Source organism: Microbacterium zouquanmingi, from assembly GCF_052266695.1.
In the GTDB taxonomy this organism is placed as follows: domain Bacteria; phylum Actinomycetota; class Actinomycetes; order Actinomycetales; family Microbacteriaceae; genus Microbacterium.
Window position 1 is genome coordinate 358,168 of record NZ_JBQPQZ010000003.1, and the last position, 25,191, is coordinate 383,358.

Here is a 25,191-nt window from a genome sequence, read left to right on the forward strand (position 1 = left end):
GCATGTCAGTACGCGAGATCTGCGATGCCGGAGCTGATGAGCTTCGCACCGAGGATCACGAAGAGGATCATCATGATCACGGCGTGGTTGGCCACCAGCCAGTCCCGTACGCCGCTGAGGCGGGCCTCCACCTTGCTGGGCGAGATCACGCTGATCAGCCAGGGGATCAGCACCCCGAGCACGCCGATGAATGCGAAGATCAGGATCACGATCATGATCTCTTGCGCCGGGAGCCTCGACTGCGAGACGCGGCCGCCTGCCGCGATCAGCAGCGGAAGGTCTTTGGGCGAGAGCGGCCCCGAGATCAGCACGCCCGCGAGGAACGCCTGCCAGATCGACAACCCGTCCACGGCGCTCATCCACTTGGGGGTGCCGGTGTGGTTCCGATTGCGCCACTGCAGCACCGCCAGCACGAGCAGCACCACACCCAGCACGATCTCGACGATGTCCACCGTCAGGTTCGCGTCAGAGCCAGTGTCCTCCGTGCCGGTCGAGCGTCCGAGGAGCACGCACAGGCCGACGAATACGACGGCGAACGCGTAACAGCCCAAAACGAACGCCGTACCGTTGGTGCGGCCCTTTCCCGACGTCGCCATCAGAATGACGGCGACGATCGCGAGCGGACTGATCGCGATACCGATTCCGATCGTCAGAAGATCAGCGAGCAGATGCAGCATGGTGGTCAGGCTTTCACTGGACGAGACGGGAATCAGGCGCTGGCGGCCTTCGCGGCCGCAGCCTTCTGAACCAGTGCCAGCGTGAGGAAGTCCAGCGTGCGTCCCGCCTCGAAGTGGTCGCTCACATTGCCGGCCAGTCCGCCTTCGAGGGCGAGCTTGCTGCCCAGGTCGAGCACGGCCTCGGGCATGCCCTCGCTGAAGTCCAGGTCTGCGAAGTCCACCCAGACGATGTTGGGCCTGGTCGTGGACTCGAAGATGTAGCGCAGGTTGGTCTGGTCGGCCACGACCTGCCAGATCGTCTGCGAGGCATCGGGCTTACCCGGGTCCGGAATCCGGAACGGCTGGGCGGCGTTGCGGATGACACTGAACATCGACGCGATCGCCTCGAGCTTGGATGCCGGCTGAGGAAGACGCTGGACGTAATAGGCCGCACGGGCGAAGCGATCGGGAGCATTCGTCGTGCCCGGCACGGGCGCATCTCCGCCGAAGCCATCGAACCGGGCGAGCAGCTCGAGCTGCTCGTCGAACTTCGGCGAGTTCGTCATGATGCGGAATTCCGGACTGTGGTGGATCTCCAGCGCACCATCGATGTACTCGATGATCGCTGAGTCGCCCGTGGCGTCGTTGAGTGCGAGGTGAATCGCCGGTACCTCGCCGCTGGCGGGGTCTATGAGCTGAACGACCTGAGCGCCCGTGCTCTCCATCCACTCCACAGCCTCGGCGACGGTCGCGTAGTTGTCGAGGAAGTACTGCAGCCAGATCGCCTGGCTGAGGGCGGGGCGCTCGGGGTCGTGCTCGCCGTAGATCGACTCAGCCAGCCACAGCACGTGTCCGGCGAGGCCAGCCTCGTTCATGCCATCCACGGAGATCATGTCGAAAGCCGCGGCGACGACACTGCCGTACTTCGACGTCCACGACAGCGCACCGTGCACACCGTCATCGCGCACGGCGCCGCGCGGCAGCTTCCACAGGTTCGTTCCCAGATCCCGGTGGTAGTCCATATTCCGGCCGACCAGGACCGCTCCGTTCGCGTCCGGCCAGAGCACTCGAGTGCACATACGTCGTTACCTCCATGGCGTCTCGTGGACGGGCTGCCGCCTCGCCACAGATGGCTGTGAGTCATTCTTATCCCACTGGCGGCGCTCCGATCCCGGGAACGCGCGCACATCACCCGTGAGATCACCCGCGCGTCATCAGGCCTTCCGGCCCAGGCGCCAGCCGCGCGCAACCGCGGTGACGTCGCGACTGAACGCGGCACCGAGCATCATGCCGATCGCGATCGCGATGAGTGAGCCCGCCGTCCGCAGGATGGCGGTGGTCGCACCGCTCGTCCCGGCGGCGGCCTCACTGAGCCCGATGAACCCCATGGCGCCAGGGACGAGCAGCCAGTACGCGCAGGTGAGCATGATGGCGGCCGACGGTGCCGCCTTCAGCCGTGCGGCCAGATATGCGGCGGGAATGACGATCAGCGCACCGACGAGGCCGGAGAGCTCTGCGCCGAGCATGACGTTGCCGAGCAATTGCGCGGCGTACGCGACGACGAGTGCGTAGAGGATCCAGATCAGAGACCCGCGGGGAGCGGCGGAGAAGAAGTAGTAACCGATGCTGACCAGCACGATCCCCACCCACGGCGCCCAGGTCCCGAGCTGCTCGCCCGCGCCGGTCGGCGAGGGCGGATTACCTGCGACGGAGAGACCGGCGTAGACCCCGAAGGTCAGCAGCCCCAGCCGAGCGATCCCGTACACGAGTCGGCTCGCCCCGGCCATCATCTGTCCGGAGGTCAGTTCGACGGCGGCGATCGTCAGGGTGAGCCCTGGCAGGAAGGTGACGAGCGCGGGGGCGACCAGCCTCAGGACGTCATCGTGCACCAGAGGGCGGACCAGGAGGGAGATGAGCAGCGTCACGGCGAAAGCGGTGAGCACGGGAAGGATGAGTGAGAGCGTCGGGGAGCGATTGCCGAAGACGACGATCGCACCGACGATCACACCCAGCACCAGGTACACCGGCAGCGCCGTGACGGTGGGATTCAGCACCAGACCGAACCCGACGGTGAGCAAGGTGTGACCCAGGATGCTGAGGAACAGTCCGAACCGCGGAGCCCGAGAACGCACCTCGGAGATCGTCGCGATGACCGAGGCGGGATCGGTCTGATCGCTCGCGACGCGACGCACGAGTCGTTCGACCTCATCGGATTGGTCCAGGCGGAGTGCAGCCTGATCTGCGGGAAAGATCTCGGTTTTCACCGGCGCTGCACGCGTATCCTCGACGATCACCAGAGTGGGCAAGACGAAGATGCGTAGGTCGGGCCGGCCATAGCTTCCGGCGATCCGATTGAGCGTGTCTTCGACATCGCTGGTCGCTTGGGACGAGGCCAGGAGCGTCGTGCCGATCTGACCGATCATCGCGGTGAGATCGGTGTCCTCTTCAGGCGGCGCACCCGCTTCGGGACGTGCCCGGACCGCCTTCAGTGCGTTCTTGGCACGATCGATGAACCGCACCTGCTCACGGTCCCTGCGCCGGTTCATCGGCGATCAGATGAGTTCGGTGGTCAGGAGGTGACTGCGTGCGGCGATCAGGATCGCTTCCTCGCGGGTCGAGCATCCGAGCTTGCGGTACATCGACTTCAATTGCGATTTGATCGTGTTCGGGGAGACGTGGAAGTTCATGGCGATCTTCGCAGTCGTGCCGTGAGAGGCCAGTGCGTTGAGCACGCGAAGCTCGCCATGCGTCAGCTTCGGGCGGGGCTGGGTCTCAACATGTGACAACCCGGACACTCCTGCTTCGAGGATCACGGAGTCTTCCGCCGAGAGCTGCGGACGTACGAGATCGATGAGGGTGCCCGGCACCCCGGCGAGTATCCGGCGGTTCTCACTTCTCGACGCGAGTCGCCAGACCTGCCGCGCCGTTTCGGCGTCCAGCGTGTCGGTGCGCTGCATCTCGAGCCATGCCGACAGGAGCACGAGCTCAGATCGATGACCGGGCGACAGATCCTCCTCGCGGCGAAGACGGACGATTCCCTTGGCCGCGGCATCCAAGCGCGACTCGACGAGGTCGAGCCGGATGACGGCGAGCCGCGTCAGGGGCCCGCATTCGCCATGGACCTCGGCGATCTGACGGGCTGATGTCGTCTCGCCCAAGTCGGCGAATGCTTCGATGGATGCCGAATTGATCACGTCGTTCGCGAATGCCCCGTGCTGCACAGGGTGCGCATCCCGCGTCAGTCGGATCGCCTCGAGGGCTTCGTCTGCGCGGTGCGATGCGATCAGCCATCGGGTGCGCGCAAGGAGCGCACCCGACCACGTCAGCAGGATGCTGTCATAGGCATCGAGGGTGGGAAGGAGATCGTCCGCCGAATCGCTCATCTGATCGACGGCGATGAGCGCGGCGGAGGTTCGCACCGTCATGACGCAGGCGTCGGTGTGCACCGGTGTGGCCTCGGGAAGACCCGAGAGCTCGTCGAGAGCATTCTCGGCCTCAGTCAGAGAACCGCGCAACGCGTGCGAGAGAGCGATCCGGCCCAGCGTGAGCCGCTCGGCATCCGGCTGAGGCGAGAGGCGTCCGAGCTGACGCGCCGTCGCGAACTGCAGCAGTGCGCGGGTGAAATGACCGGCTGCCAGCAGAGTGGAGCCGATGTTGAAATGGTAGAACCAGAGTGGTCCGTCCGTTCTCTCTCTGGACTCGAGACGTGTCTGGTCCAGGCGGTCTTCGAGACGCTTGGCATAGATCAGTGCGGCGGAGACATCTCCGCTGAAACGGAATCCGATCATCTGCACGAGGGTCGTCATATCGAGCTCGGCGACGCTCATTCCCCGCGCGGCTTCTGCTGTCACGAGGGGCTTGAAAGGGCGGTTCGTTCGCGCCAGCACAGGTGTGAGGGGGTGGACGATCTTCAGGATCGGTCGTCGCTCGAGCACCGAGCTCGGCAGCGATGTCACTGCGGAGACGAGTGCGTCGTTATGCCAGCTGTACAGCGGCCAGATGTTGAGTACCGCAGCCTCGGCGATGGTCTCAGGCCGACGTGATGCGAGTGCGCGCCGCAGCTCTTCGATCGCTTTGTCTGCGTCATGAAAGTTCATTCGTCAGCCCCCCGCTGCCGCTTCCGTGAGATCTATTTGTTCTTGCGCGGTCGGAACCAGGGGAACAGAGACCCGATCACGACGCCGGCGACGAGAACCGCCAGGAACCAGCCCCAGGCGGGCATCGTGAATTCGATGAAAAGAAAGCGGAGAGTTGCGGGGGCGACATTCGAGAAGACGAACGCGAGTGCGGCAATTGCGACGATGACAGCGATAATGAGTTTTCCGCTATTCGTCTTCTGCTGATCGGTCATTCTGACTCTCCTCATTCGGATAAGACCCGGATATACCTCGGACTCTACTAACAAATCGCGGCCCGTCAACTCGCGGAACTGGATTTTCGGGGGTAGGCGGGTGAAGAGCGGGTGATCGACGAGGGTGGTATCGGGTGATGCGCCGGAGGAATTCTTCTCTCCTGCACGGTGGCCCCTGTGAGGGGGGACATAGGGTCGCGGTATGACCCAGGTCTCTCAGCGACCGGATCGGATCATCATCCGAAACGTTCGGCTTTTCGACGGCATCGCCGACAGCACGGCCGATAACGTCGATGTGCTCGTCGAAGGGCCATACGTTGTCGGCGTCTCGACGTCGCCTGTCGCTGGCGGTGATGCCAACGGCGTGAAGGAGATCGACGGCAGAGGCCGGTTCCTGATGCCGGGCCTGAGCGATGCCCATGTTCACCTGATGGGCAACGCCAATGACATGGCAGATTTTCTGCAGGGTCCGACCGGCGCTCTCTACGGAAACACGATCGCTGAAGCGAAGAACATGCTCATGCGCGGATTCACGACTGTGCGCGACATGGGCGGCGATACGGCACCGGTGAAATCACTGATCGACCGGGGAGTTTTCGAGGGACCACGAATCTTCCCGAGCCAGGCGATGATCTCGCAGACTTCGGGTCATGCTGACTTCTCATTCGTCTATGACATTCCCGAAGAATTCGGTGGCAGGCCCAGTCGTGGCGAAGAAGTCCATTTCACCAGGGTCGCCGACGGAGTACCGCGCGTGCTCACCGCGGTACGCGAGCAGCTGCGCATGGGAGCCACCCAGATCAAGCTGACGCTCGGCGGTGGCGCAGCCTCCATGTACGACCCGCTCAGTACGCTCCAGTACACGCCGGAGGAGATCCGGGCGGCCGTGCAGGCTGCGTCGGACTACGGCACGTATGTGGCGACTCACGTGTACACGCCGCGGGGGATCGCCCGAGCGATCGACGCCGGTGTGAAGTCCATCGAGCACGGTCATCTCGCCGACGAGACGACGGTGCGTCTGATTGCGGAGAAGCAGATCTGGCTCTCGATGCAGCCCTTCGCCGAGGACGATCATCACTACCCCGATCCGGTGCGCGCCGCGAAGAACTCCGAGATCTGCCAGGGCACCGAGCAGGTGTACGAATGGGCGCAGAAGTACGGCGTGAAGACCGCGTGGGGCACCGACCTGCTGCTCGAACCGAAAGCGGCGGCGCGTCAGAGCACCATGGCCGCGCGCCTGGGCGACTTCTACACCAACGTGGAAGCGCTGAAGATGCTCACGTCCGGAAATGCCGAGCTGTTCGAGATGGCGGGTGAACGCAACACCTACCGGGGTGGCAAACTCGGCGTCATCGCTGAAGGCGCATGGGCGGACATGATCCTCGTCGACGGCGATCCGATCGCGGACATCTCCGTGATCGCGGACCCGGAGATGAACTTCCCACTCATCATCAAAAACGGCCAAATCGTGAAGGAGACAGTGTGACTATCAACAACAGCAAGGCCCGTCAGAGCACGAACATCGACCCCACCCTCAGCCTGAACCCGGTATTCGTCCGGCCGGGCGAGGCGACGGAGTTCAGCAAGTTCTCGATGCCGGAGCAGCCGAGCCTGCCCGAGACCGCCTACCAGATCGTGCACGACGAGGCGATCCTCGATGGCAACTCTCGGCTGAACCTCGCCACATTCGTCACCACCTGGATGGATGACGAGGCGAAGAAGCTCTACGCCGAGGCCGCCGACAAGAACATGATCGACAAGGACGAGTATCCGGCGACAGCAGCGATCGAGGATCGCTGCTGGCGCATGCTCGCCGAGCTGTGGAATGTGCCGGACACGTCCGACACCATCGGCACCTCGACCATCGGCTCCTCTGAAGCGTGTATGCTCGGCGGGCTCGCGCTCAAGCGCCTGTGGCAGGAGAAGCGCAAGGCTGAGGGCAAGTCGACCGACAAGCCGAACCTCATCATGTCGGCTGCGGTTCAGGTCGTGTGGGAGAAGTTCTGCAACTACTGGGACATCGAGGCACGGTACGTGCCGGTGACCCGCGAGCACATGGTGCTCGACGGATTCGAGCTCGAGAAGTACGTCGACGAGAACACGATCGGTGTCGTCGCGATCCTCGGCCAGACCTTCACCGGCGCCTACGAGCCCGTCGAAGCGATCGCCAAGAAGCTCGACGAGATCCAGGCGAACACGGGTCTTGACGTCAAGATCCACGTCGATGGCGCATCCGGTGCGATGGTCGCGCCGTTCTGCCAGCCCGACCTGAACTGGGACTTCCGCATCGACCGCGTGAACTCCATCAGCACCTCCGGTCACAAGTACGGCCTCGTCTACCCGGGTGTCGGCTGGGTCGTCTGGCGCAACAAGGCAGTCATGCCCGAGAGCCTGATTTTCCACGTCAGCTACCTGGGCGGCGACATGCCGACCCTCGCGCTGAACTTCTCCCGTCCGGGTGCTCAGGTGCTGCTGCAGTACTACCAGTTCCTGCGTCTGGGGCGTGAGGGCTACCGCGCGATCCAGCAGAACTCGATCGACGTCGCGACCTATCTCTCCTCTGAGATCGAGAAGATCGGCCCGTTCGAGCTGGTCAGCAAGGGCGATACGATTCCGGTGTTCGCATGGGTTCTCAAGGATGGACACACCGCCAACTGGGATCTGTACGACCTCGCGGACCGTCTGCGGATGAAGGGCTGGCTCGTCCCCGCCTACCCGATGGCCAACGACCTGTCAGATGTCATTCTGCAGCGCATCGTGGTGAAGGTCGGGCTCAGCCGCGACCTGGCCACCGCACTGCTCGCTGACATCAAGGGTGAGGTGGCGTTCCTCGACTCGTTGCAGGCTCCGCTTCCGCGCGAAGCCACGTCGGGCTCGCACTTCCACCACTGATCGGATCCGCGGGCGGGGAGGGCGTCTATCGGATGCCCTCCCCGCCCTGATTCGGTGACGTCGACCTGGTCGGCCCCACACAGAAGGAGGCTCAGCACTTGAGCACCGCAACGACTGCGCATCATCCGCTCCGCCGTGCGTTCGTCCCCACTGTCACCAAACAGTGCTGGGGCTTCATGATCGGCTCATCCTTCTTCGCGATCAGTTCGACCCCCGGCCTGAACGAGATCCTCGGCAGCACCGGCGCGAACCTCCTCTGCTTCATCGGCGCGTGGTTCTTCACCGCGGCCGGACTCATCCAGCTCTTCCTCAGCGGGGCCATCTCGGTTCCCGTCTCGTACGCTCCCGGCAGGATGGTCCGCGCCGAGTGGCTCTCCGCTGCCACGCAGTCCTTCGGGACGCTGATGTTCAACGTCAGCACGACCGCCGCGCTGTATGCCCACACGACCAGGGTCGAGGAGCGGTACGTCTGGAATCCGGATGCCGGCGGCTCCGTGGGCTTCCTCGTGAGCGGCGCCCTCGCGTTCACCGCGTATGCGCACGCCGCCCGGCACTGGGATGTCACCAAGCGTGCATGGTGGTCGGTGATGATCAACTTCATCGGCTGCGTCGCGTTCGGCATCTCCGCAGTGGGGGCCTTCATCCTTCCCGGTGGAGATGTCGTCAACTCGACGATCGCGAACTACGGCACATTCATCGGTGCGATCTGCTTCTTCTTGACCTCGCTCATCGTGCTCCCCGCGTGGGACCGGCACAAGCGCGCCGCCTCAGACCTCACGTCGCACTCGTGATGTCCGTGTGGCTGCCGTGACCGATTCGACCAGCGCCGCCTCTCTCGCCCGCCGGGTGGATGAGCTCGAGGCCGAGAACGCGAAGCTGCGTGCCGGCACAGGCGGGCGTGTCATCAGCGGTGGGCGATGGCGCGGCATCGCCTCTGCTGTGGCCATCGTCCTGGCATCCATTCTTCTTCCGCTGTCCATCGTGGGCGCCTGGGCGCGGGTGCAGCTCGTCGATGAGGATGCGTTCGTCGCCGTGTTCGCGCCGCTCATCGATGAGGCCGCCGTGCAGGAGCTCATCGTCGATGAGACGATGTCCGCAGTGAATGCGAAAGTCGACTTCGGTGAGCTCACCGATGACGTCTTCGACGGTATCAGCGAGCTCGGCCTCCCGCCGCGCGCATCGACGGCGCTGGACCTGCTGCGTCAGCCGGCGGCGGAGGGGATGCGCAATCTCGTCGAGTCCGCGGTGACGAAGATCGTGGCCTCGGAGACCTTCTCCGTCGTCTGGAGCAGCAGTCTGCACGGTGCTCATCGCGCGTTCACACTGGCTTCCACCTCCGACGGTGGAGGCATCGTCGTACTCACTCCCGATGCAGTGACTATCGAGGTCGGCCCGCTCATCGACAACGTCAAAGACACGCTCGCCGAGCGCGGCATCGGTGCGGCTGCTCTCATACCGACGGTGGAGCGCTCCATCGTCGTCGGCGACGGGCAAGCTCTCGTCACGATGCGCACGACGTACGCGATCGCCGCGGCGTTCGGGGCATGGATGCCGGTCGTAACCCTCGCGCTGTTCGGGCTGGGGATCGCGGTCGCACGCCGCAGGGGCCTCGCCGTTCTCGGTTCCGGCATCGGCGTGGCGGTGGGCGGCGGCCTGCTGGGCATCGCCCTTGCGGTGGGGGCGAGCATTGTCTCCGGATCTGCCGCCGGCTTCGGCGTAGCGCCGGACGCGCTCGCAGTCATCTATGGCCAGGTGATCGGCGGCATCCGCACGGCTGCATGGACCTTCTTCGCTCTCGGGCTGGTGATCGCGGTGGCCGGGTGGTTCGTCGGCGGATCGACTTCGGCACGCCGCGTCCGCGCGAAAGCGCAGGAGGCCACCGCTGCTCTTCGACGGACGTTGCCGGGGAACTGATCGTGTCGACCGAGCTTCTGATCGCGGTGATCGCCGGAGTACTGATCATCGTCCTCGCCAACGCGCTGTCGAAGTGGATCGGTGTTGCAGGGCCCCTGATTCTCGTCGCGATCGGTCTCGGGGTCAGTCTGATCCCCGCAGTCTCCGCGATCTCGATCCCCCCGGAGATCATTCTGGTGGGCGTACTGCCGCCGCTGCTCTACTCGGCGGCGGTGTCGGCGCCCGCGATCGAATTCCGCAGGGACCTGTCGGCGATCGGCGGTCTCTCCGTGCTGCTGGTGATCATCAGCTCGCTGGTGGTGGGCCTGGTGATCTTCTGGGTGATGCCCGAGATCGGCTTCCCGCTGGCGGTCGCGCTGGGTGCGATTCTGAGCCCGACGGATGCCGTCGCGACGTCGGTCGTGCGCAAGCTCGGAGCCCCGCGCCGCGTCGTCACGGTTCTCGAAGGCGAAAGTCTGCTCAACGATGCGACAGCGCTCGTCGTGCTGCGCACCGCACTCGTCGCGGTCGCCACCGGCTTCTCCTTCCTCACGACCCTCGCGTCGTTCGCATGGTCCGTGCTGGCAGCGCTCCTGGTCGGAGCGCTGATCGGGATGCTGGCGCTGCGCTTGCGCGCGTGGACCAGCAGCGCGACCGCCAACACCGCACTCGGTCTCACCGTTCCCTATCTCGCCTACCTGCCCACTGAGGCACTCGGCGGATCGGGGCTCGTCGCAGCGGTGGTGGCGGGGCTCGTGTGCGGTCAGGGTGCGCTCCGCTGGCTGACGCCAGAGCAGCGCGTATCGGACAAGCTCAACTGGCGAACGATCGAATTCCTCCTTGAAGGCGCGATCTTCCTGACGATGGGGTTGGAACTCTACGGAATCGTGCAGAGCAACATCGACGCGGGGGAGCGGCTGCTGAAGGGCGTCGGGGTCGCAGCGCTGGCGTTCGTCGTACTGATGGTGATTCGTGCCCTGTACGTCATTCCGATGCTCTCGCTGCAGTCATCGCACGCGAAGAAGGTGGCGCGAAAGCAGATCGACGGAGACAAGGAGCTGAGCGAGCGGCGGGTCGGGAAGAAGCGTGCGGATCTCGACTACTTCGTCGCATCTCCGCTCACCTGGAAACACAACACGATCATCATCTGGGCGGGGATGCGCGGCGCCGTCACACTGGCCGCAGCCCAGACCCTCCCGGAGAACACCCCCGAGCGCGATCTGCTCATCTTCATCGCCTTCGTCGTCGCAGCCGGCAGCCTCATGCTGCAGGGGCTGACCCTGCCTGCCGTTGTCGGCATGCTGGGCTTGCGTCGCCCCGGTGCGGACGGGCCACCCCGCAAGGAAGTCCGCAGCATCGACCGTGAGCTTCGGAAGGCCGCGCACGCCGCCAGCGATGCTCGTACTCTGCGCGAGATCCCAGAGAGCACTGACCCTGAGCAAGCGCTCGCCGCAGAGCTGGAGCTGCTGGGCGTGATGCGCACGCGCCTGCATGAGTTGGGCCGCTCGGGTCGGCACACCACGAGCGCGCTGCGGTATGTCCTCGATGAGCTCGACGCGTACGAGATCAGTGTCAGGCTTCGCCTGGAAAGTGAGAAGAAGTAATGGAGATCGGTTCGCTCCCTCTGGCGGGAATCGCACTTGCGCTGTGCTCTGCGCTTGCCCTCTCCGTGGGCAACCTCTGGCAGGGCCGCGGCGTTCGCGAGCTGGCGACGAACCCCAAGCGCGGGTCGAAGATCCTCCAGCTCGTCAGCAATCGCATCTGGTTGATCGGATCGGTGGTCCTCGGCCTGTCGATCCTGCTGCAGATGGGCAGCCTCACATTCGCGCCGCTGATGGTGGTCCAGCCGATCGGGGTCACCGCACTGGTGTTCACCGTGCTGCTGACCTTCATCGTCACGAAGAAGAAGCCCGCGCCAGGTGTGGTGCGATCGATCCTCGTGTGCGTGCTGGGCGTTGCGGTATTCGTGACGGTCGCCGCTCTGGTCAGCACGCAGCGCGCGATCACCAACGCACAGCTCATCGCGGTCCTCATCGTGCTCGCCAGCGTGCTCCTGCTGACCGGTATTGCGCTGGTTCTCGCGCGTCGTCGCAAGATGCCCTCGCTGGTCTGGGTCATCCTCGGCGGAACGTTCTCCGCGTTCGTGGCAACGCTCGGAAAGACCGTGATCATGCGGGTGCAGGCCATTATCAAGGCGCAGACGCTCGAGTTCGACACGGCGAATCTGCTGACCCTCGGGTGCCTGATCGGAATCGGAATCGCGGGTGGGCTCTCGATCTACTTCGTGCAGCGGGCGCACGCCGAAAGCCGCCCTGAGGTCGTCGTCGCCGGACTCACGGTGATCGACCCCGCCATCGCCGTGGTGCTCGGCATCACGATCCTGGGAGAGGCGAGCGGGGCCTCGATCTGGGCCGTACTCGCCTTCATCGCCGCCGGCGCTGTGGCAGTCGGCGGGGTCTTCGCGTTGGCGAAGGCCGAGGAGACGGTTCCCAGCTAGCCGGCGAAGCGCGTGCGCAGTCCAGCGAGCTCATCGTCGGTGAGGCCGCCAGAGCGCAGATAGTCAGCGGCGCCTCCGTGCGCGTCCACCCAGTCGAGGGCCTTCTCGATCTCTTCGGGAGGGGTGCCCGTCACCAGGGTCTCGAGTTCGGGTGTGAGAGGCACACCCATGGAGGAGACCATCTGGAGCATCCCATCGGCCCACGGGCCGGAGAGATTCTGCTGCGAGCTGGCGTAGTCGGCAACGACCGCGCTGCGCTCGACACCAGCCGCTTCGAGCATCAGTGCGGTGGCGACGCCGGTGCGGTCTTTGCCCGCAGTGCAGTGCACCAGCACGGCTGTGGGGGTCGTGTCGTTTGAGGCGGCGATGAGCCGGGCGACCTGTGCGAGTTCTGACGCGCCGTGCTGCAGGATCCCGATGTAGAGATCGCTCAGTGGCGGGATGCTGCTCATCGCCTGGCTGAGCATCTCGGGGGTGGGCGGGGCTGAGGAGCTGCCCATGAACTGCTTCGTCATATCTGCCATCGCACCCTCGAGGAAAGGCAGCTCGACCATCTGGAGAGGGCGCGAGTCGGGAACCCGATCGGGCCCTGCCTCCCGCTCTTGCGGAGTGCGGAAGTCGACGATGACGCCGACGGCGGTGTGTGCGAGTTCGTCGAGCCCCGTCTGCGTCAGATTCGTCAGCGCGTCGGAGCGGTACAGGATGCCAGGGCGGGTCATTCCGCCGTCACGGAGCGGCAGTCCGCCCGTGTCGCGGAAGTTGTAGCATCCCTCGACTTGCAGCTTCGGCATGTCTCAGCTCCTTCCGACGCGGAACGCGCGCACGATGTTGATGATTCCGAGGACGACGAGCGAGATCCCCAGCAGCCACCACAGCACAGCCGCTCCCCAGAGCGGCGAGAACAGCAGCACGATTCCCGCGATGATGCTGAGGATCGCGAAGAGGATCGCCCAGACTTTCGACCCGGCGCCGCCCAGCGTCGAAAGAGCCACGATGCCCTCGACGATCCACATGATGCCGACGAGGACGCTCACGAGCACGGCCAGCAGCCCGGTCGCGAGCGTCAGGTTCATGAACGCGATGATTCCCGCGACGACGAACACGAGTCCGAGAACGATGTGGCCGATCCGCGGCCAGGTACGCATCGTCTTGCTGAAGATGCCCATGCTGCCGTATACGAGTCCGACGACGATGGCGTAGATCGCGATGATCGCCGCGACGACGACGGCCGTCTTCCCCGGCCAGACGAGGACGAGGATCCCGACGATGAGCGCCAGGATGCCGCTGATGCCCAGCACGGTGCGGATGCCGTTGGTTGCAGAGCCGACGGCGGAGTTTTCGGTGTTCATCTCACAGGTTCCTTCTGAATAGATGAGAAGTATGGTGCCAGCTTGGCGAATTTGCACGCGCGGGGGTGCGATCCTGGGCGAAAATCATCCGCGCTGTCACCCGGGTGCTCATCCGCTTGTGAAGATGAACGAGGTCGTTGACATCAAGCAATAGTTGCGGTTCAGCAACTAAAGTCGTATTGTTAACGTCGATCAACCTTTATCTGCAGGAGCGCTCCACTTTGACATCCACCAATCGCGCCTCAGCCGAGGCGGCCCGTTCGCCGCGCGAGATCTTCACCGCGATCTCCGGTCTCATCGTCGGCATGTTCGTCGCCGTGCTCTCCGGAACCGTCGTCTCGACCTCGCTCCCGGTCATCATCGCCGACCTCGGCGGGACGCAGGCTCAGTACACCTGGGTCATCACTGCGAGCCTGTTGGCGACCGCCGTCACGACTCCGATCTGGGGCAAGCTCGCCGACCTCGTCGATCGCAAGGTGCTCGTCCAGGCCTCTCTCATCATCTTCACCGTCGGCACCGTGGCCGCGGGATTCTCGATGGATACGAACATGCTCATCGCGCTGCGCGTCGTGCAGGGCATCGGCGTCGGCGGCCTCATGTCGCTCGTGATGATCGCCGTCGCACTGATCATCTCTCCGCGTGAGCGCGGAAAGTACATGGGCGTCGTGGGCGGCATCATGGCCCTCGCCACGATCGGTGGGCCGCTCCTGGGTGGTTTCCTCACTGATGCGTGGGGGTGGCGGGCGAACTTCTTCGTGGGTGTGCCCTTCGCGATCCTCGCGCTCGTGCTGCTCCAGGTCACCCTGCACCTGCCCAAGCCGCAGAATGTGAAGGTCTCGATCGACTACTTCGGCATCGTGCTGCTCGCCGTCGGCGTCTCGACCCTGCTGATCTGGGTCTCGATGGGCGGCAGTCAGTTCGATTGGGACTCCGGCACCAGCATCTCGCTCGCCGTGATCGGCAGCGTAGCGGTGCTCGCGTTCATCGCGGTGGAGTTCTTCGTGAAAGAGCCGATCGTGCCGATGTCGCTGTTCCGCAACCGCACGTTCACGCTGTCAGTGGTCGCATCCATCGCCATCGGCGTCGCGATGATCGCCACCTCTGTCTTCCTCGCGCAGTACTTCCAGCTCGCACGCGGCGCCACACCGACCGAGTCCGGCGTCATGACCATTCCAATGATCGTCGGCCAGATGGGCGCCTCGATCATCATCGGGCAGCTGGTGAGCCGCTTCGGCAAGTGGAAGGGCTGGATGATCACCGGTGCGGTGCTGACCACGATCGGCGTCAGCCTCATGGCGACCCTTCGGTACGACACCCCGTTCCCGTTCGTCGCGGTGTACATGTTCGTGCTCGGTGCGGGTCTCGGCATGGTGATGCAGAACCTCACCCTCATCGTGCAGAACGACACTCCGCCGCAGCAGTTGGGCGCAGCATCCGCCAACGTCAACTTCTTCCGCACCATCGCCGGCACGATCGGCGTGACCATCATGGGCACGATCCTCTCGACCAGTGTGAAGTCGTACACGAAGGAGGGGATGGCGGGATTCGTCCCGTCCACTCCGGAAGAGATCGAGGCTCTGAAGGGCCTCGGCTCCGGTGACGTTCCGAAGGTCGGGCAGCTGCCAGAGGCGCTCCGGGTGATCGTAGAATCTGCGTATGGTCAAGGCATCGCGGATGCCTTCATCCTCGCGATCCCGCTCGCAGTGCTGGCGATCGTCGCGATCGCGTTCATCAAGAACAAGCCCCTGTCGACCAAGACCGCGGCCGAGCAACTGCGCGAGCAGGCTGAGGACTCGATCATCGAGTTCGCCGAGGCAGAAGTGGGATCGACCGTCGACACCGGTGCCATCCGGACCGCGCAAGGTCGATGACATGACCGAGCAGTCTGTGCTTTCGGGTGATGACGACCAGGCGCTCGTCGAACTCCAGGGTCATCTGAATCTGCTCTTCGCTCGCGCGCGGGCGCAGTGGAAAGAAGGCGCAGCGCACATTGACCCCCAGCTGCAGCCGGCCGGCTACAAGCTCCTGATGTTCATCGTCCGGGTGGGAGGCTCGAACGCGCACGAGCTCGCGGAGCGCTTCGAGATGGACAAGTCGGTCATCAGCAGGCAGGTGCGGATGCTGGAAGACCTCGGTCTTCTCGAATCGCGCCCCGACGAGCTCGACGGGCGACAGCGCGTGCTGACGCCGACTCCTGAGGCGTGTACCGTGCTCGCCGAGCTGCGTGGCGATCACGCCGAGATGCTACGCAGCACGCTCGCCGAGCTCACGCCGGAAGAGATCAGGGCAGCCTTCAAGGTGCTCCGACTCTTGGCCGAGAGCTGAGTGGCTGCGCCGTAAAATGGCAGGTATGAGTGCCGAGTCTGACGATCCGCGCCTGGATGCCGCAGTCACCAGGGTCGAGCAGGAGCTCGGTCGCCTCTTTGCGCGCATCCGCGTGAGCTGGCGTGAAGCGGCGGCGACCGTGCATCCCGATCTTCAGCCGCTCGGATATCAGGTGCTGACCTCGATCGCGACAGGGAAGGCGACCTCGGCCAGCGCCATCATCGAGCGGCTGCAGACCGACAAATCGGCCGTGAGTCGTCACGTCCGCCAGCTCGAGGAGCTGGGGCTCGTCGAGAGCATCCCGGACCCGCAGGATCGTCGCGCGCGAGTGCTCGTCGCGACTGATCTCGCGCAGGAGAAGGTGGCCATTGCGCGTGCGCGCTATGAGGCGCGCATCGCGGATCGTCTGCGTGGCTGGTCGGAAGCAGATCTTGACCATTTCGTCGACCTGCTCGGATCGCTCGGGAGCTGAACGCGCTGCGGCGGTCACCCGGTCGGGGCGACGGATGCTGCGGGTTTGCGGATTCCGATCCAGGAGACGATCCCGCCCGCTGCCATCAGTGCCGCCGTCACCAGAGCTGCGCTGTGGAAGCCGTCGAGATCGAGGGTGCCGCCGACGATGGTCGACAGCATCGCCACGACGATGAGGCCGGCAACGCGAGAGATGGCGTTATTGACCGCGGAGGCGATTCCGGAGCGGTTCTCGTCGATTGCGCCGAGCACAGCAGAGGTGAGAGGCGCGACCGTGAGTGAGAGCCCGAGGCCGAGCAGAATCATCGATGGGAGCACCTGCCACCAGTAGCTGAAGTCATCGGCGACGGTGAGTAGCAGCAGCGCACCCGCAGCCATGAGCAGGGGGCCTGTGGTCATGAACAGCCGTGGTCCGAGCTTTCCTGCCCATGCGCCGGCCTGCGAGCTGAGCAGGATCATCAGGATCGTGATCGGCAGGCTTGCAAGGCCCGCGGCCGTCGCAGGAAGACCCGCCCCCTCCTGCAGGTAGACCCCGATGATGAAGCCGTTGAGCGAGAGTGCGGCGTAGATGAACAGGGTGGCGAGGTTGCCCCAGGCGAAGTTGCGTGCGGCGAACAGCGACAGCGGCATGAGCGGCGTGCGAGAGCGCTTCTGCCGAATCAGGAACCAGGCGAACAGCAGGATTCCCGCGGCAGCCGGAATCCAGATCGCGGGCGATCCCCATCCGAGATTCGGCTGCTCGATGAGCGCGAACACGACGGCTCCAAGGCCCAGCGCGCACAGCGCGCCACTCCACCAGTCCACACGCAGATCGCGAGGGTGATCGGGCAGCTGCAGGCGGGCGAGCAGCAGCAGCGTGATGCCGATCGGGATGACGTTGATCACGAACACGAAGCGCCAGGACAGCAGGTCGACGAACAGTCCGCCCAGCAGCGGGCCCGCGATCTGAGCCCCGGTCGTGAATGCGGTCCACACCCCGATCGCACGAGCCTGCAGCTCGCCGCGCATCGTCGCCATGATGAGGGCGAGCGAACTCGGGACGAGCAGCGCGCCTGCCGCACCCTGCAGTGCGCGAGCGAGGATGAGTGTCAGAGGTTCGGGGGCTGCGGCCACGGCGATGGATGCTATGCCGAAGGCGATCAACCCGATCCGCATGATGCGCACTCGGCCGTACGCGTCGGAGAGGGAACCTGCCAGAAGAATGAGGGCGCTGAGGGTGATGAGATACGCGTCGACGACCCACTGCTGCGTCGTGATTCCGCCACCGAGCTCTTCGCTGATGGCTGGCAGAGCGACCGTGACGACCGTGCCGTCGAGGAACGTCACGAAGGAGGCGAGCACCGCGATCGTGATCACGAGCCGCTGCAGGGCGGAGAATGCTGGCACGGTGAAGAGACTACGCCTGGCCTGGCCATCGACGCCGGGCGCCTTCGGGATTACGCTGGCGTCAAGCGGGCGATCTGCCCGTGAATCCGGCGCGGGTCGCTCACCGGCTCGGCCACGATGCAGAGCGGGGCGAGAATGATGGACTCGATGATGATGAGCGCCATGACGGCGGAGATGAAAGACACGACCGGCATGGAGATGCGGATGGACATGGCCGTCATACAGGCGTGCATGGATGCGTGCGCGGCGTGCGAACAGGCCTGCATCGTGTGTTCGATGCAGATGATGGACTGCGCACCGACGTGCATGAACTGCGCCGACATGTGTAACACCATGATGCGCGCGATGATGCGGATGCAGGGAATGACGCCCGCGGTGATGATGGCGATGCTCGACGCCTGCATCGCCATGTGTCAGCTGTGCATGGATGCCTGCATGGAGCACGCTGACCACAGCGAGGTCTGCAAGATGTGCGCTCAGTCGTGCAAGGCGTGCATGGAGGCCTGCGTCGACATGAAGAACATGATGATGGCGGCGACCGCCTGACGCGCTGTTCAGACGGCGACGTTGAAGCGTACGCGCCCGACGGCGAGTACGTGATACTTCCGGTGCAGCGCGACCGGTGTTCCCGGTGCTGCTTCGAGGGCCGCACCCTGGGCGCTCCACAGCGCCCACTCTTCGCCGTCCAGAGTGCGCACGCGCAGTTCGCCGGTGGCAGCCTCCGCCCGTTCGACGATCGCATCGGCCCAATCGCTCGGCGTTGCCGAGGCCAACCGCGCCTGGATCAGGTGCAGGGCGTGACCGGGTGCGAAGGAGGAGCACACATCACCGTGGTCGCACATGCAGGCCGCACGTCCGCTCACCTCGAGGGGCGATGCTGTGCGGTGCGTGGTGGACACGATGAACTCCTGAAGTCGGTGAATGCTGTTCCCCCACGGTAGGTCGCTCGCGCTCCGTCACCAATGCGCGGTGAAATACAGCGCAACACGCGGGCTCGGAGACTCAGCGCGGCTCGTGCGCCACGAGGGCATCGCGCATTGCGCCGAGCACGTCGGCGATGGCCGTATCGTCGCGGGATGATGCCCTGCTCGCGGCGAAGATCTCGCGCACCGGCGAGCCGGGCAGTTCAAGCAGTCGCACGGACGAGCGATCAGAGGTCCAGATGAGGTCCGGCAGCATCGCCGCGGCGTGACCTGCGGCAACGAGCCGTGCGTGTGCGATGAGGTCGGTCGCCTCGAAGCGCACATCCGGTTCGAACCCCGCCGCCCGGCACTGCTGCACCGCCCACTGCCGCACGGCCGCACCCTGCGGCTCCATGGCCCAGGCGGCATTCTTCAGATCAGCCAGTGTGGATGCGGTCGACTCCGGCGGAACGGCGAGCCGCACGGCGTCCGTGCCGAGGAGCGTGTGATCGATTCCCTCGAGGTGCTCACGAGTGTGCCCCGGGTACTGCTCGGCGACCACCAGGTCGAAAGCTCGCGCCTGCAGCTCGAAGAGCCCTGCCTCCGGTGCCATCTCGACCATCTCGAGTCGCAGGTCCGGTGCGCGCTCCGCCAGCAGAGTGAGGGCCGCTGGTACGAGAGCTTCAGCGGCCGTGGGCATCACGGCGAGGCGCACGCGGCGGTGCGCGCGCTGCGACGAGGTGAGATCCGCGCGGGCCGATTCGTCGAGCTCGAGGGCGCGTGCGGCATGGTCAGCGAGCAGGCGTCCCTGGGCAGTCAGACGCACCCTCCTGCCGTCGGCCTCGAGCAGCGGCACTCCGGCTTCCTGTTCCAGGCGCGCGAGCTGCTGCGAGACGGTTGAGGGGCTGTAGGAGAGGGCCGCGGCGACATCGGCGATCGTGCCGCGCAGGGCCAGTTCATGCAGCAATCGCAGGCGTCGTAGCTCGAACATCGCACTCTTTCAGAAACAATCGATAAACCCGAATGATATCTATCGTAAACGCTCGCTTTTCACGATGGGAGCATTGATTCACACTGAGATCAGAACAAGTGCACCGCCGTGCCCTGGAGCGAGGAAGACCCATGACGCAGACCGCAGCGATCCCCACCGGCCACGCAGAGCTCACGGCTCTCGCCGATGACGCCACAGCGCTCGTGCGCTCGTGGCTGGAGCAGAGCCGCGAGGTGCCGACGGATGCCGCAGCGCAGCGTCTCGCCGGCGTGCTGGGAGACCCGAACGGTCTCGACTTCACCGTGGGATTCGTCGACGGTGTCGTGCGTCCTGAGGACCTCAGAGTCGCCGCCCACAACCTGCATGACCTCGTGCCGCTCACGCCGAAGTTCCTGCCGCTCGCCCTCCGCAGCCTCATCCGTCTCGGCGGAGCGCTGGCCCCCGCCTTCCCGGGAATCGTGGTGCCGATCAGTCGGAAGGTGCTGCGCGGCATGGTACGCCATCTCATCGTCGACGCGACCGATGCCAAGCTCGGTGCGGCGATCCGCAGCATCCGCTCTGCTGACGGCGTGCACCTGAACATCAACCTGCTCGGCGAGGCGATCCTCGGCGAAGATGAGGCGGAGAGGCGCCTCGAGGGCACGCGCCGCCTTCTTGAGCGCGACGACGTCGACTACGTGTCGATCAAGGTGTCATCGACAGTCGCCCCGCACAGTCCATGGGCGTTCGACGAGGCCGTCGCGCATGCCGCAGACGCACTGATTCCGCTGTTCCGCATCGCGCGCGACGGCGGCGGCAAGTTCATCAACCTCGACATGGAGGAGTACAAGGACCTCGATCTCACGATCGCGGTGTTCACCAGCATCCTCGACCGTGAAGAATTCCGAGGTCTCTCCGCCGGAATCGTCCTGCAGGCGTACCTGCCCGATGCACTCGGCGCGATGATCCGCCTGCAAGAGTGGTCGGCTGCGCGCGTCGCCGCCGGCGGCGCCGACATCAAGGTGCGCGTCGTCAAGGGCGCGAACCTGCCGATGGAGCGCGTTGACGCCGAAACCCACGGTTGGCCGCTCGCCACGTGGCACAGCAAAGAGGCGTCGGATGCCTCGTACAAGGCCGTGCTCGACTACGCCCTGCGGCCGGAGCACGTGAAGAACGTGCGCATCGGCGTCGCAGGGCACAACCTCTTCGACATCGCACTGGCCTGGCTGCTGGCGAACCAGCGCGGCGCGACCGCGGGCATCGAATTCGAGATGCTGCTGGGCATGGCGACCGCACAGGCGACTGTCATCCGCCGCACCGTCGGTTCGCTCCTGCTGTACACGCCGGTCGTGCACCCCGCCGAGTTCGACGTCGCGATCGCCTACCTGATCCGTCGCCTGGAAGAAGGGGCATCGACCGAGAACTTCATGTCAGCGGTGTTCGACCTCGACAGTGATCCTGCGCTCTTCGATCGCGAGCGCGACCGCTTCCTCGCGTCCATCGCCTCGATGCCGACCGATGTTCCGGCGCCCAACCGCACTCAGAACCGCTCTGCTGAAGCAGTCCCTGAGCCTGCGTCTTCGATCCCTGAGCCTGTCGAAGGGTTCGAGAACACTCCCGACACCGATCCGAGCCTCGCGGCCAACCGCGCGTGGGGTGACGGCATCCGCTCTCGCATGCAGGAATCCGACCTCGGGAACGAGATCGTGCGCGCGAACACCATCTCCGACGGGCAGGTGCTCGACGAGGTCATCACGCGCGCAGTGGCTGCGGGGGAGGCCTGGCGTGCGCGGGGGGCTGCGGGGCGCGCGGCGATCCTGCACAAGGCAGGCGAGCTGCTCGAGAGCCGCCGCGGAGCGCTGCTCGAAGTGATGGGCTCGGAGTGTGGCAAGGTGCTCGAACAGGGCGACCCCGAGGTCAGCGAGGCCATCGACTTCGCGCACTACTACGCCGAGAGCGCGCTGCGCGCTGAGGCGATCGAAGGCGCGACTCCGAAGCCGGTTGGGCTCACCGTGGTCACGCCGCCGTGGAATTTCCCGGTCGCCATCCCCGCCGGTTCCACGCTCGCAGCCCTCGCCGCAGGATCTCCGGTCATCATCAAGCCCGCTCGTCAGGCGCGCCGCTCCGGTGCCGTGATGATCGAGGCGCTGTGGGACGCGGGTGTTCCGCGCGACGTGCTGCAGTACGTGCAGCTGGATGGCCGCGAGCTCGGCCAGAAGCTCGTCAGCGACCCGGGTGTGGAGCGCGTCATCCTCACGGGCGGGTACGAGACGGCTGAGCTGTTCCGCAGCTTCCGCCCCGATCTGCCGCTGCTTGCTGAGACGAGCGGCAAGAACGCCATCATCGTCACCCCGCACGCGGACCTCGATCTCGCCGCCCGCGACGTCGCCTACTCGGCCTTCGGTCACGCCGGTCAGAAGTGCTCGGCGGCATCTCTGGTGATCCTCGTCGGCTCGGTTGCAAAGAGCGAGCGCTTCCGCCGCCAGCTCGTCGACGCCGTCGACGCGTATCAGGTGGGCCAGCCGTGGGACGGATCGAGCCGCATCGGGCCCCTCATCGGCCCGGCGGACGGAAAGCTGCTGCACGCGCTCACCACGCTCGAAGCGGGGGAGCAGTGGGTCATCGAGCCCGAGAAGCTCGACGACGAAGGAAAGCTGTGGCGCCCCGGTATCCGTGAGAACGTCGCCGCCGGAAGCCCGTTCCACCTCACGGAGTACTTCGGCCCTGTGCTCGGCATCATGACGGCCGAAAGCCTCGATGAGGCTGTCAGCATGGTGAACGCGATCGATTACGGTCTGACCTCGGGCCTCCACTCCCTCGACGAGGATGAGATCGCGCAGTGGCTGGCGAACGTGCAGGCCGGAAACCTCTATGTCAATCGCGGCATCACCGGCGCCATCGTGCAGCGCCAGCCGTTCGGAGGCTGGAAGAAGGCAGCCGTCGGCTCTGGTACGAAGGCCGGCGGCCCGAGCTACCTCATCGGGCTGTCGGACTGGGCGGATGCGCCGGTTGCCGCAGCCGCCCCGAGCGACGCGCTCTCGCGCGGAGCGCTCGCCGCCATCGAGGGCGACACGACCTGGCTGCAGGGAGCACTCGCCACCGACGTCGCTGCCTGGCGAGATGAGTTCGGCACGGTCAGCGACCCGACAGGGCTCCTCACCGAGCACAACGCGCTGCGTTACGGCACGGTCCCCGTGACGATCCGCGTGGAGAACGGCACCCCCGCTGAGGCGGTCCGTGTGATCGCGGCTGGCGTTCGCACCGGTGCGCGACTGAGCGTGAGCGCAGCCGCTGAGCTTCCGGCATCCGTGAGGTCCTGGCTCTCGGCGCATGCGGTCGGCCTCGCGGTCGAAGACGCCGCCGACTGGGGAGCGCGCGCCGCGCGCCTCGCCGAGACCGGCGGGCGCATCCGGCTCATCGGCGGGGATGCTGTGGCTCTCGCAGCCGCTATCGACGGGTCTCCCGCGGTAGCAGTGTATTCCGGCCCGGTTCTCTCGGCCGGACGGATCGAGATGCTGACGTTCCTGCGCGAGCAGGCTGTGTCGGTCTCCGCGCACCGTTTCGGAACGCCGCATCGGTACGAGATCCCGACGCTCGGCGCCTGAGGTCCGTGACATCAGCCCGAGAGGGGCGTAAGCTCTGCGGGTGCTGTTCTCGATGAATGCGCCTCGCGCGCGGAAGGTGGTCGCAGGCGCTCCCGGCGCCGGCGGCAGAGGCTGAACATCAGCCGGAGGCGGAACTCCCGTCACCGGCAGATCGTCCTCCCCTCACCGAGTTCAGAAAGCACTTCTTCATGCGTCGCATCGACGAGCGCGATATTCGCGCATCCTTCATCAACGCCTCCCGTAAAGAGGTCTCATCCCTTTCGCTGCCGCCCGCATTCTCTGAGATCGACTTCGACCGGCTCGACTACCTCGGCTGGTCTGATCAGAAGTTCGCCCGCCGCGCCTATGTCGTCACCGAGGTCGACGGTGTTCTCACCGGAATCCTCTTGCAGCGTGCCGAGCAGCGCGTGCTCGCCCGCGCGCAGTGCTCATGGTGCGAAGACGTGACGCTCCGAAGCGACGTGCAGTTCTTCTCTGCGCGCAAGGCCGGAACGGCAGGGCGCAACGGTGACACGATCGGCACCCTGGCGTGCGCGGAGTTCGGCTGTTCGCACAGCGCGCGCCGGCTCCCGTCGCTCGCCTACGAGGGCTTCGATCGTGAAGCTGCGCGCGATCAGCGCATCGAGCGGCTGGGCGAGAACGTCCGGGCGTTCCTCCGGTCGGTCGCGAGCTGACCGCCGCTCAGCCGAGCACGTCGCGTACGGCCAGAACGCCGCTGAGCGCCTCCGCATGCGAGGTGCTCAGTGGCGATAGTCCGAGACGGATACCGTCGGGGAAGCGGAAGTCCGGGATCACGCCGTCTGCCCACAGCGTTTTGGTCACCTCGGCGAAGTCGGGGTGACCTATCGTGACGTGACCACCACGTGCAGCGGCATCCCTCGGGCTCAGAAGGCGCACGCCGAGCGGGGTGAGCTCCTCGTCGAACGCGCGCACGACGAGCTCGGTCAGGGTCTTCGACTTCTCGCGGACCGCTTCTATCGTCGCCGCTTCGATCAGGTCGAGCATGCCCTGCATCGCCAGCATCCCGAGCACGGGTGGTGTGCCGCTGATGAACTGGCGAATGCCGCCGGCCGGCGTGTAGGCGTCACCCATGGCGAACACGTCTCCGGCTCCCATCCAGCCCTGAATGGGCTGGCGCAGCACGTCGTGGTGGCTGGCGTTGATGTACGCGAAGGCGGGGGAACCCGGTCCGCCGTTCAGATACTTGTAGGTGCAGCCGACCGCGATATCGACCCCGCACGCGTCGAGCTCGGTCGGGATGACGCCGACCGAGTGGCAGAGGTCCCAGAGGATGAGGGCACCTGCTGCGTGCGCGGCATCCGTGATCGCCTTCATGTCGGCCAGAGCGCCGGAGCGGTAATCGACGTGGCTGAGCACGACGAGCGCCGTCTGCTCCGTGACTGCGGCCTCGACATCGGCCACCTGCACACCGGCGATCGGATCAGGGCTGATCCAGCGCAGCGTGAGGCCGCGCTCGGCGGCGACTCCCTCGGCGACGAAGCGGTCGGTGGGAAAGTTGCCCTCCTCGATCACGATCTCGGTGCGCTCGGGGCGTGCTGAGACCGCGGCGCGCATGAGCTTGTAGAGCAGCACGGTCGTCGAGTCGGCGACGACCGTCTGGCCCGCTGCGGCGCCGAGCGCGATGCGGCCGATCCGGTCGCCGAGTTGGATCGGCAGCGCCATCCACTGCTCGTCCCAGGAACGGATCAGGCGTGTGCCCCAATCGTTCTGAACGAAGGCGGCGAGCCGCGTGGGCAGTTCCCGCAGCGGGCGACCGAGCGAGTTGCCGTCGAGATAGGCGCTGACTCCGGGAGCCTCGACGAAGGCGTCGAGGTGCGCGCGCAGCGGGTCTGCGGCATCGAGGTCGTGGGCTTCGGTGACGATGTCGGACACG

General features: G+C 65.6%; 24 protein-coding genes. 12 read left to right on the plus strand and 12 right to left on the minus strand.

What is annotated here, in order from left to right; genetic code table 11:
- Positions 1–5: 5 nt before the first annotated feature.
- The 5 genes from ACTU6U_RS08685 to ACTU6U_RS08705 form a co-directional block, all read right to left on the minus strand.
- Positions 6–677, minus strand: a complete 672-nt coding sequence (locus ACTU6U_RS08685; protein WP_443468725.1) for a GAP family protein — start codon at positions 675–677, stop codon at positions 6–8.
- 32 nt (positions 678–709) lie between these two features.
- Positions 710–1,735: a linear amide C-N hydrolase gene (locus tag ACTU6U_RS08690; protein WP_443468726.1), complete on the minus strand. Its 1,026-nt coding sequence runs from the start codon at positions 1,733–1,735 to the stop codon at positions 710–712.
- Between the two features lie 135 nt (positions 1,736–1,870).
- Positions 1,871–3,202, minus strand: coding sequence for a threonine/serine exporter family protein (locus tag ACTU6U_RS08695; RefSeq protein WP_443468727.1), 1,332 nt, complete (start codon positions 3,200–3,202; stop codon positions 1,871–1,873).
- Positions 3,203–3,208: 6 nt separating this feature from the next.
- The gene (locus ACTU6U_RS08700) at positions 3,209–4,753 is read right to left on the minus strand and encodes a helix-turn-helix transcriptional regulator (protein WP_443468728.1); all 1,545 of its coding nucleotides are present in this window, start codon (positions 4,751–4,753) and stop codon (positions 3,209–3,211) included.
- Positions 4,754–4,785: 32 nt separating this feature from the next.
- Positions 4,786–5,007: a LapA family protein gene (locus ACTU6U_RS08705; RefSeq protein WP_443468729.1), complete on the minus strand. Its 222-nt coding sequence runs from the start codon at positions 5,005–5,007 to the stop codon at positions 4,786–4,788.
- Positions 5,008–5,209: 202 nt separating this feature from the next.
- Here ACTU6U_RS08705 and ACTU6U_RS08710 point away from each other — a divergent pair, with 202 nt between their 5' ends.
- The 6 genes from ACTU6U_RS08710 to ACTU6U_RS08735 all read left to right on the plus strand — a co-directional run bounded on the left by ACTU6U_RS08710 (position 5,210) and on the right by ACTU6U_RS08735 (position 12,289).
- On the plus strand, positions 5,210–6,493 hold the full coding sequence (locus tag ACTU6U_RS08710) for a metal-dependent hydrolase family protein (protein WP_443468730.1): 1,284 nt from the start codon (positions 5,210–5,212) through the stop codon (positions 6,491–6,493).
- Between the two features lie 2 nt (positions 6,494–6,495).
- Entirely contained in the window at positions 6,496–7,899 is a 1,404-nt protein-coding gene (gad, locus tag ACTU6U_RS08715) for a glutamate decarboxylase (protein ID WP_443468863.1), read from the plus strand.
- Between the two features lie 98 nt (positions 7,900–7,997).
- Positions 7,998–8,690, plus strand: coding sequence for a hypothetical protein (locus ACTU6U_RS08720; protein ID WP_443468731.1), 693 nt, complete (start codon positions 7,998–8,000; stop codon positions 8,688–8,690).
- A gap of 16 nt (positions 8,691–8,706) precedes the next feature.
- Positions 8,707–9,813: a hypothetical protein gene (locus ACTU6U_RS08725; protein WP_443468732.1), complete on the plus strand. Its 1,107-nt coding sequence runs from the start codon at positions 8,707–8,709 to the stop codon at positions 9,811–9,813.
- Between the two features lie 2 nt (positions 9,814–9,815).
- Positions 9,816–11,396, plus strand: coding sequence for a cation:proton antiporter (locus ACTU6U_RS08730; protein ID WP_443468733.1), 1,581 nt, complete (start codon positions 9,816–9,818; stop codon positions 11,394–11,396).
- A complete protein-coding gene (locus tag ACTU6U_RS08735) occupies positions 11,396–12,289 on the plus strand; it encodes a DMT family transporter (protein ID WP_443468734.1) in 894 nt (297 codons plus the stop codon). The genes ACTU6U_RS08730 and ACTU6U_RS08735 overlap by 1 nt, the downstream gene beginning before the upstream one ends.
- On the opposite strand, the gene ACTU6U_RS08740 is transcribed toward ACTU6U_RS08735, so the two are convergent.
- Both ACTU6U_RS08740 and ACTU6U_RS08745 read right to left on the minus strand, forming a co-directional pair.
- Positions 12,286–13,080, minus strand: coding sequence for a tyrosine-protein phosphatase (locus ACTU6U_RS08740; RefSeq protein ID WP_443468735.1), 795 nt, complete (start codon positions 13,078–13,080; stop codon positions 12,286–12,288). The genes ACTU6U_RS08735 and ACTU6U_RS08740 overlap by 4 nt on opposite strands.
- A gap of 3 nt (positions 13,081–13,083) precedes the next feature.
- On the minus strand, positions 13,084–13,638 hold the full coding sequence (locus tag ACTU6U_RS08745) for an HdeD family acid-resistance protein (protein WP_443468736.1): 555 nt from the start codon (positions 13,636–13,638) through the stop codon (positions 13,084–13,086).
- A gap of 221 nt (positions 13,639–13,859) precedes the next feature.
- Between ACTU6U_RS08745 and ACTU6U_RS08750 the strand changes: the two genes are divergently transcribed.
- From ACTU6U_RS08750 to ACTU6U_RS08760, 3 genes are read left to right on the plus strand one after another with little or no spacing between them, the layout of a single operon-like run.
- Positions 13,860–15,509: an MDR family MFS transporter gene (locus ACTU6U_RS08750; protein ID WP_443468737.1), complete on the plus strand. Its 1,650-nt coding sequence runs from the start codon at positions 13,860–13,862 to the stop codon at positions 15,507–15,509.
- A gap of 1 nt (position 15,510) precedes the next feature.
- Positions 15,511–15,963 carry a MarR family winged helix-turn-helix transcriptional regulator gene (locus ACTU6U_RS08755; RefSeq protein WP_443468738.1) on the plus strand — a complete coding sequence of 151 codons (453 nt, stop codon included), beginning with the start codon at positions 15,511–15,513 and terminating at the stop codon, positions 15,961–15,963.
- 25 nt (positions 15,964–15,988) lie between these two features.
- The gene (locus ACTU6U_RS08760) at positions 15,989–16,435 is read left to right on the plus strand and encodes a MarR family winged helix-turn-helix transcriptional regulator (RefSeq protein ID WP_443468739.1); all 447 of its coding nucleotides are present in this window, start codon (positions 15,989–15,991) and stop codon (positions 16,433–16,435) included.
- Positions 16,436–16,449: 14 nt separating this feature from the next.
- On the opposite strand, the gene ACTU6U_RS08765 is transcribed toward ACTU6U_RS08760, so the two are convergent.
- On the minus strand, positions 16,450–17,820 hold the full coding sequence (locus ACTU6U_RS08765) for an MFS transporter (protein WP_443468740.1): 1,371 nt from the start codon (positions 17,818–17,820) through the stop codon (positions 16,450–16,452).
- 50 nt (positions 17,821–17,870) lie between these two features.
- Complete coding sequence (locus ACTU6U_RS08770) at positions 17,871–18,032, minus strand: hypothetical protein (protein WP_443468741.1); 162 nt, start codon at positions 18,030–18,032, stop codon at positions 17,871–17,873.
- Between ACTU6U_RS08770 and ACTU6U_RS08775 the strand changes: the two genes are divergently transcribed.
- On the plus strand, positions 18,025–18,366 hold the full coding sequence (locus ACTU6U_RS08775) for a four-helix bundle copper-binding protein (RefSeq protein WP_443468742.1): 342 nt from the start codon (positions 18,025–18,027) through the stop codon (positions 18,364–18,366). The two genes, ACTU6U_RS08770 and ACTU6U_RS08775, sit on opposite strands and share 8 nt — an antisense overlap.
- An 8-nt stretch (positions 18,367–18,374) precedes the next feature.
- Here ACTU6U_RS08775 and ACTU6U_RS08780 read toward each other — a convergent pair whose 3' ends face one another.
- Both ACTU6U_RS08780 and ACTU6U_RS08785 read right to left on the minus strand, forming a co-directional pair.
- Positions 18,375–18,719 (minus strand): hypothetical protein, encoded by a 345-nt coding sequence (locus ACTU6U_RS08780; RefSeq protein ID WP_443468743.1) that lies wholly within the window; start codon positions 18,717–18,719, stop codon positions 18,375–18,377.
- Positions 18,720–18,822: 103 nt separating this feature from the next.
- Positions 18,823–19,713: a LysR substrate-binding domain-containing protein gene (locus ACTU6U_RS08785; RefSeq protein WP_443468744.1), complete on the minus strand. Its 891-nt coding sequence runs from the start codon at positions 19,711–19,713 to the stop codon at positions 18,823–18,825.
- Positions 19,714–19,844: 131 nt separating this feature from the next.
- Between ACTU6U_RS08785 and ACTU6U_RS08790 the strand changes: the two genes are divergently transcribed.
- Together ACTU6U_RS08790 and ACTU6U_RS08795 are read left to right on the plus strand one after the other, a co-directional pair.
- Positions 19,845–23,297: a bifunctional proline dehydrogenase/L-glutamate gamma-semialdehyde dehydrogenase gene (locus ACTU6U_RS08790; protein ID WP_443468745.1), complete on the plus strand. Its 3,453-nt coding sequence runs from the start codon at positions 19,845–19,847 to the stop codon at positions 23,295–23,297.
- Positions 23,298–23,485: 188 nt separating this feature from the next.
- On the plus strand, positions 23,486–23,971 hold the full coding sequence (locus ACTU6U_RS08795; protein WP_443468746.1) for an FBP domain-containing protein: 486 nt from the start codon (positions 23,486–23,488) through the stop codon (positions 23,969–23,971).
- A gap of 7 nt (positions 23,972–23,978) precedes the next feature.
- Here ACTU6U_RS08795 and ACTU6U_RS08800 read toward each other — a convergent pair whose 3' ends face one another.
- The gene (locus ACTU6U_RS08800; protein WP_443468747.1) at positions 23,979–25,190 is read right to left on the minus strand and encodes a kynureninase; all 1,212 of its coding nucleotides are present in this window, start codon (positions 25,188–25,190) and stop codon (positions 23,979–23,981) included.
- Position 25,191: the final 1 nt, after the last annotated feature.